The 7,154-nt window shown below is 73.6% G+C and carries 6 protein-coding genes and 1 pseudogene; 4 read left to right on the top strand and 3 right to left on the bottom strand.

Annotated elements, in window-relative coordinates; translation table 11 throughout:
- The 3 genes and pseudogenes from DN069_RS05985 to eccE all read right to left on the bottom strand — a co-directional run.
- Positions 1–651, bottom strand: a pseudogene (locus DN069_RS05985) (hypothetical protein); the annotation flags it as partial.
- 227 nt (positions 652–878) lie between these two features.
- Positions 879–1,646 (bottom strand): hypothetical protein, encoded by a 768-nt coding sequence (locus DN069_RS05980; RefSeq protein WP_243638945.1) that lies wholly within the window; start codon positions 1,644–1,646, stop codon positions 879–881.
- Positions 1,646–3,016: a type VII secretion protein EccE gene (gene eccE, locus DN069_RS05975; protein WP_111499778.1), complete on the bottom strand. Its 1,371-nt coding sequence runs from the start codon at positions 3,014–3,016 to the stop codon at positions 1,646–1,648. Before eccE ends, DN069_RS05980 begins: the two co-directional genes overlap by 1 nt.
- A 254-nt stretch (positions 3,017–3,270) precedes the next feature.
- Between eccE and eccB the strand changes: the two genes are divergently transcribed.
- The 4 genes from eccB to mycP all read left to right on the top strand — a co-directional run bounded on the left by eccB (position 3,271) and on the right by mycP (position 7,127).
- Positions 3,271–4,848 carry a type VII secretion protein EccB gene (gene eccB / locus DN069_RS05970; RefSeq protein ID WP_111499777.1) on the top strand — a complete coding sequence of 526 codons (1,578 nt, stop codon included), beginning with the start codon at positions 3,271–3,273 and terminating at the stop codon, positions 4,846–4,848.
- Positions 4,849–5,105: 257 nt separating this feature from the next.
- Positions 5,106–5,417, top strand: coding sequence for a WXG100 family type VII secretion target (locus DN069_RS05965; RefSeq protein WP_111499776.1), 312 nt, complete (start codon positions 5,106–5,108; stop codon positions 5,415–5,417).
- Positions 5,418–5,476: 59 nt separating this feature from the next.
- Complete coding sequence (locus tag DN069_RS05960) at positions 5,477–5,776, top strand: WXG100 family type VII secretion target (protein WP_111499775.1); 300 nt, start codon at positions 5,477–5,479, stop codon at positions 5,774–5,776.
- 118 nt (positions 5,777–5,894) lie between these two features.
- On the top strand, positions 5,895–7,127 hold the full coding sequence (mycP, locus tag DN069_RS05955; protein ID WP_111499774.1) for a type VII secretion-associated serine protease mycosin: 1,233 nt from the start codon (positions 5,895–5,897) through the stop codon (positions 7,125–7,127).
- Positions 7,128–7,154: the final 27 nt, after the last annotated feature.

The following is a 7,154-nucleotide window of genomic DNA, read 5'->3' as shown; positions in this document are numbered from 1 at the left end:
TCGCCCGGGGCCGGCAGGCGCCTCGGCGATGCCGAAGGGTGCGGGAGCCGGTGCCGGTGCGCCGGGCATGCCCGGAACCGCCGGGCCGTCAGGAGCGCCGAAGGGTGCGGGCGCTGCGGCGTCAGCCGCGGGCGCGGGCGGCTCCTCCGCGGGCTTCGGGCGCGGGGCGAAGGCCGCCAGGCCCGGGTCCTCGCCGGCCGAGGAGCGGATGGACTTGCCGGGTTCCGCCGCGGGCGAGGGGGCGGGGCCGACGGGCATCCCGGGCGGTGTCGGCTGCGCCGGGATGCCGGCGGGGGGAGCGGGAGGCGAGGGGACGCCCAGCGGCGGCGTGGCCGGGGTGGGCGCGGGCGGGAAGCCGGGCGCGGCCATCTGGCCGGGCACGAGCGGCGGGCCGAGCGGCACACCGCTCTGCTGCGGCGGACCGGACGGGGGCGCGAAGCCGGGCTGCTGCGCGCCCGGTTCACCCATGGGCGGGGTCGGTCCACCGGGGTAACCACCCGGTTGAGGGCCGGGCGGACCGCCCCCGGGCCCTACCTGCGGGGCGTTCTGCATGTACCAGGCGGGAGGCGTGTAGTCAGGCGCGTCCGACCACTCCTCGTCCTCGTCCGGCGCCTGGTCGCCGACGTAGACGTCGTCGCGATCGCTGGTCACAGTAACTCGCCTCTCGTTCGCCTCGGGGACTCTCAGACTAGCCGCCCCTCCCGACTGGCCGGGACCCCCGTCCGGCGCAGTCTGCGGCACACACGCCCAGCGTGTGCGGCGCGGGCGTACGACTGAACCCCTGCAGGCTCAGCTGCTTCCGGGCCGTGCTCCGGCCCCAGCTGTCACCCCGTCCGTTCCCCGCGCGGCGGGCCCTCCCGCCGCACGAGGGGCGCGGCTCAGTCCACGCGCCGGGCCTGGCCGAGGACCTGCGCCTCGGACGAGGTCGGGCCGCCCTGGACGAAGGTGCGCGAGCGGCGGTTGGTCCACAGCGTGATGCCGTCACCGAGGTTCGGGAGGGCGGCCGCGTCCTGCGCCGGCAGGTCGAGCACGTGGGCGATCAGCTGCGCCTCCTGCGGGGCGACGCGCTGGACGCCGACGAGGTCGGCCTGGGAGAGCATCCGGTCCGCGCCGTCCGCCAGGTACGGAAGCAGCGTCAGCATCGCCTGCCAGGGCGCCGCCGAGAGGCGGGTCCGCGCGGGGCGCGGGCCCGCGTCGCGGATGACCAGGACGGGACCGGCGACCGAGGCGCCCTGCGGCCCGAGCCGGCCGAGGGGGTGCACGGTCATGCACGGCTGACCGCCGCCCGCCGCCTGGGCCACCGGGCTCCAGGTCTGGCCGCGGCCGGTCTCGACGGCGACCCGGGCGCCGGTGGCCGCCGCGCGCAGCGCGATCAGTTGGGCCGTCCAGACGCCGCCGACCAGCACCACGTGGTAGGGGCGCGGCCGGAACAGGCCGAGCACGGCCGGGCTGCCCTCGCCGTCCACACCGACGACGACGCCGTCGCCACCCACGGGCAGTGCCACGGCGCCGAGCTGGTCGACGGTCAGCACGTGCTGCTCGCGGCGCGGTCCCGGCAGGCCGAAGCCGGCCAGCGCGCGGCCGAGCAGGCCGGTGCCGCCGCCCTGATCGGCGGGCGCGGCGTTGCGGGGCGTGGAGATGGCCATCAGCGAGTCCCCCCGAGCGGAAGCGTCGCAAGGACGCCCGGAACCTGTTCCATGTCCAGACCGACCAGCGAGATGCCGGCGCTGCGCGCCCGGGTCTCCAGCTGGCGGCCGGTCGTGGCCAGTTCGCTCTCACCGCGGACGGTGACACGGACGTGGCCCTGCAGCGCCACCGCGCCCGCCCCGGCCGGACGCAGCGTCAGCGAGAAGCTGCTGCCGAGCGCGGGGGTGCCGGTGAGCAGGTCCACCAGCTGCGCGGTGCTGCGCGTGTCGAGCGAGGGCCAGCGGCCGATCCAGTAGCTGCGGTGCCAGCGGTCGTCGCACTTCCAGGCCTTGGCCGTCTCGGCGCTGCGCCGCGGCGCGCCCTGACCGCCCGTCTGGTTGCCCGCGCCGCCGCGGCCGTGGGTGACCGCGACCGGGTTGGGGCAGGTGGCGGTGCCGATGGCCGAGGTGACCTGGCCGGCGTCCAGCACGGTGGCCCGCAGGCCGGCCGCGGTCAGGCGGGAGGCGAGCTGGTCCACGCCGCGCTGTAGCGCCTTGCGCACGCCCGTCTCGCCGCCGCCGCGCGCGGCCACCGCGGTGCGGCACAGCTCCGGGTCCAGCCGGACGGCGACCCAGGTGAGCCGCAGGCCCGGGGTGGTGGAGCCGGCCGGGAGCTCGCGGTAGGCGCGGGCGGCCAGCGCCGTCTCGGGCAGGTGCGGGGCGGGCGCGGGCTGGGCGTACGTCAGCAGCTGCACCGAGTCGAGCTTGACGTCGTCCGCCTCCAGGCCCTCGGCCAGCAGGCCGAGCGGCAGCGGGAAGGCGGCCGAGTCCGGGCGCAGCGGCTTGTCCGGGGCCTCGACCTGGATCAGCGCGCTGAGGAAGGTGCCGTCGCCGACCATGCCGATCTCACGGCGCTCGCGGCGGCCCGCGCCGCCGTCGGCCTCGACGCTGTGGGCGACCACGCGCAGCGCCGGCTCGCACTCCAGCACGGGCGCCAGCGCCGGGTCCACGTCCTGGCCCTGGGGCGCGAGCGCGGCCCGGCGCGCGCGGCGGCGGAAGGCGGAGCGGGCGCCCATCGCGTCGACCAGGCTGAGGCCGCCGAAGCGGAGCAGCACCGGGACAAGGAGCAGGACGGCGACCGCGCCGCCGACGATGAGCGTCATCCGGCCGTGTGCCCAACCGAGCAGCAACGCGGCGGCGATGGCCTCGATGACGATCACGTGGCTCAACCGGACCGGCCCGAGCCGTCCCGGGCGCGGACGGACCCGCGGCGTGGCCGTGCTCGGCGCGTTCGCGGTGGCGGGCCGTGCGTCGCGCGTGCCGCGCGCGGGACCGGGCTGCGTCGCGGCGGGCTTCCGCTGCGCGCGGCGCGAAGCGGTCTGACTGGGCATCCCCCGAGCACCCCTTCGAGTCGTCAGCTGTGTCGCGATTGTCTGTTTCGCGGGCTTCTGTCGCCGAGTCACGTGAAACGCGCGACCCGTGGCGAATGCAGCTTTCCGGAAAAGACGGCCGAAGCCAAACCTAGGTCCGGTTGGCTGATCGCAACACGGTACCCGTACCGTACGTAGCGCAACGCGGGCGGTACCGGTTCCGGTCGGCGCCCGGAGCAGCCTGAGGACGTCCGAGGACGGGGGAGAGCAAAGGGATGGCTTCACGCCGAGATGAGCTCAGCGCCTACACGTTCGCGCGCAAGCGCACGGTGGCCGCTTTTCTGCGGCCCACAGGTGGCGGCAGCGTGGAGGACGCGCCACGCGCGGTCCGCGCGGTCGTGCCGGGCCTTGTGCTGGGTGCGATCGCGGTCGCGGCCTTCGGCGCGTACGGCATGCTGCGTCCTTCGGCCCCCAAGGGCTGGGACAAGGCCAACGACGTCATCGTCGACAAGCAGACGACGACCCGTTACGTGATGCTGAACGGCGTCCTGCACCCGGTGCTCAACATGTCCTCGGCGCGGCTGCTGATGAGCGCCGGCTCCGGGGTCGAGTACATCGACGATTCGGCGCTCAACTCGCCGTCGGTGGCCCGCGGAGCGACGGTCGGGATCCCGTACGCGCCCGACAGCCTGCCTACCGCCGCCGACGCCGCGAAGGCCAAGACCTGGGCGGCCTGCGACCGTTCGAGCGCGGACGCGACCCAGACCGTGGGGCAGCGGCTGTTCGTGCTGGGCGGCAGCCAGGCGAGCTCGGTCTCCGGCGGCCGCCTCGACGACCAGAAGGCGCTGTACGTGCGGACGTCCGACGGCACCAACTACCTGGTGGACTCGAACGGCTCCTACCACGAGCTCGACGCGGGCAAGTCCGACCCGGGCGGCGCGCTGCTGGCGAAGGCGGCCTTCGGCCCCTCCGACGGGACGCCGCAGGTGGTCACCACGCAGTGGCTGAAGACGCTGTCGCAGGGCAGCCCGATCTCGCTGCCGTACGGCCTGATTCAGGGGTTCGGCGCTCCCTACACCGGCACCGACCTGGGCGGCGGCAACAGCTACCAGGTGGGCGACCTGCTCAAGGTCAGCGACAACGGCACCACGCTGCACTACGTGCTGCTGAAGGACGGGCCGCACCGGATCTCCGACTTCGCCCGCCGCCTGGTCGAGGCGATGCACAGCAGCGTGACCGAGACTCCGGTCAACCAGTTCAAGCTGCTCGACTCGAACACGGTCGCGCCCTTCGCCGCGGACCTCAACTGGCCGCAGGCGCAGGTCAGCCAGGCCAACCTGAACGTCTCCAACGGCCAGATGACCTCCTGTGCGGTCTACGACGGCCAGATGGGTCAGAACGGCCCGCAGCTCGGGGTCTGGCTCGGCCAGGACTACCCGGTGAACGGCGCGCAGGCCTCCGGCACCGCCGGCGTCTACGTGACCCCGGGCACCGGCCTGCTGCTCCAGGCGGTCAGCGGCGCCGCGGCCGGCGGCGGCAAGATGTACCTGCTGACCGACACCGGGCTGCGCTACCCGCTGCAGATGAACAGCGACGGAAACAGCGGCGGCGGCACGAACGGTCAGAGCGGCGGCACGACCGGCGGCTCGGACGGGTCGGGCGGGGCGGCGTCGGGCGGCGCCGGCACCGCGGGCACGACCGGTGCGGCGTCCGGGCAGCAGCAGGACACGCCGGCAGCGCGGTTGGGGTACGGGCAGGTCAACCCGCTTGCGGTGCCACTGAGCTGGGCCCAGCTGGTGCCCACCGGTCCGGAGCTGACCAAGGACGCCGCCGGGCAGCAGCAGGGCTCCTGACCCCGGTTCTGACTTCTTGTCAGTTTGATTGCGCCGCAGGACGCTTGAGGGTGTCCTGCGGCGCTTTCGCAGGTCGTCACGGGCGCCCGGTGACGGGATCGTGACGATGTTCGGACGAATTGTCCACAGGTCGGTGTTGGGCCTGTCGGACGAGAGGACTAGAGTTCTACGGGACATCACCGCTCAGGTGGTGCCGATCGGGGGATCGAAGCAAGACTCCCGATCGCCATCGGTCTGTCTCATGGGGGACGGTGCACATGTCGGGTCAGTTCAGGACTACCGCCGACGAGATGCAGGCATTCTCTGCTCGCATCTCCGAGGTCAGCGCTCAGATCAACCAGGAGCTGAGCCGCCTCAACAACGTGGTCAGTGGCATCACCAGTGGCTGGCAGGGTGCGGCGGCGCAGTCGTACGGCCAGCTCCAGCAGAAGTGGAACGAGGACGCCACCAAGCTCAACCGTGTGCTGGGTGAGATCAAGGACGCGATCGACAACACCTCGAAGCAGTACACGCAGACGGAGCAGGAGCAGCACTCCGGTCTGAGCCGGATCACCTCGGCGCTCGGCTGACGCCGGGCCGCTTCGCCGTCCACGATCCAAGCTGAACTGCCCCAAAGAGGAGATAGAGCATGTCCGGTACTCCCGGCCACATCATGGTCAACTTCGGCACGGTCTCTCAGGCCGCGTCCGACGTCCGCACGACCGCTGCCAACGTCCAGTCCCAGCTCGACGACCTGCGCGCCGGTGTGCAGCGCATCGCCCAGTCCTGGGAGGGTTCCGCGCAGGAGGGCTACCAGGCCCGCCAGCGCGAGTGGGACTCCGCCGCGAACGACCTGCACTCCGTGCTGGTCCAGATCGCCGGCGCCCTCGACAGCGCCGCGCAGAACTACCAGGCCACCGAGAGCCGCAACGCCTCGCTCTGGCACTGATCGCGCCACGTGATCGTCTGACGCTGCGCCGGTCCGCGACACCGCGGATCGGCGCAGCGCTGTCCGTATCGCGCGTCCATCCGCGCAACCGTGTCTCCGAGCTGGGGGAAGTGCAGCAGTGAACAGGCTCCACCGCGGGGCGTTGGTCGTCGCAGCCGGCGCCCTCGCGTGCACCGCCGCGCCCGTGCTGCCCACGGGCGCCGCGACCGCGGCGCTGGCGGCGGACGGGTCGTGCAACTTCCCCGCGGCCTCGATCCCCGGTGAGCCGTGGGCGCTCCAGCGTGTCCTGCTCTCCCAGCTGCACGCCAAGTACGACGGCAGGGGCGTCACCGTCGCCGTGGTCGACTCCGGCGTGGACGACCAGAACCCGCAGCTCAAGGGCGCGGTCAAGGCCGGTCAGGACTTCCTGAAGGGCCAGTCCAACGTCACCGGCGGCTCGACCACCGACCAGGTCGGCCACGGCACGATGGTGGCCGGCGTCATCGCCGCGCGCCCCGACCCGCAGAAGAAGACCGGCTTCGAGGGCATCGCCCCGGGCGCGACGATCCTGTCCATCCGCCAGAACGACGGCCAGGGCAGCGCCACCGAGGACACGCTCGCCGCCGCGATCGACTCCGCGGTGAGCCAGCACGTCGACGTGATCAACATCTCGCAGGACCTGACGGACAAGCAGGGCCAGCCGTTCCAGGGCATCACCTCCTCCAGCAAGCTCTACCAGGCGGTCGAGCGGGCCCTTGCCGCGAACATCGTGGTCGTCGCGGCCGCAGGCAACGAGAACCTGGACAAGCCCACCTACCCCGCCGCCATCCCCGGCGTGATCGGCGTGGGCGCCTCCGACCGCAACGACGAACGCGCCGACGGCTTCTCCGAGACCGGCAAGTCCGTCATGGTCGCCGCCCCCGGCGTGGACATCGTCTCCACGGTCCCCGCCGGCGGTCAGTGCGTCGACAGCGGCACCAGCTTCGCGGCCCCCTACGTGGCCGGCGTCGCGGCGCTGCTGCGCCAGGAGTACCCGAAGTGGACCGAGGCGCAGATCGCGACGCGCATCGAGCAGACGGCGCTCCGCACCGACCCGGGCTGGAACCCGTACATCGGCTGGGGCGTCGTCGACCCGGTCGCCGCGGTGACCGACCAGTCGCCCCCGGCGGACTCCCCGGTCGCCAGCCCCGTGACCGGCTCCTCCGCCGCCCCCGTCCAGGCCCGCCCCTTCGACCTCGGCGAGACCCCCCAGCAGCGCGACGAACGCACCGCCCTCTTCGCCGTCGGCCTCGGCGCGGTCGGCCTCATCGTCATCACGGGCACCGCCACCGTCATCCGCGACACCCGCCGCCGGGCGCGCGCAGCGCGCTGATTCAACTGCGAAGGCCCCCGCGCTCAG

It is taken from the genome of Streptacidiphilus pinicola (assembly GCF_003258295.1).
In the GTDB taxonomy this organism is placed as follows: Bacteria; Actinomycetota; Actinomycetes; order Streptomycetales; family Streptomycetaceae; genus Streptacidiphilus; species Streptacidiphilus pinicola.
Note: the sequence above shows the minus strand (reverse complement) of the source record. Positions and strands in the feature narration are given on the sequence as shown.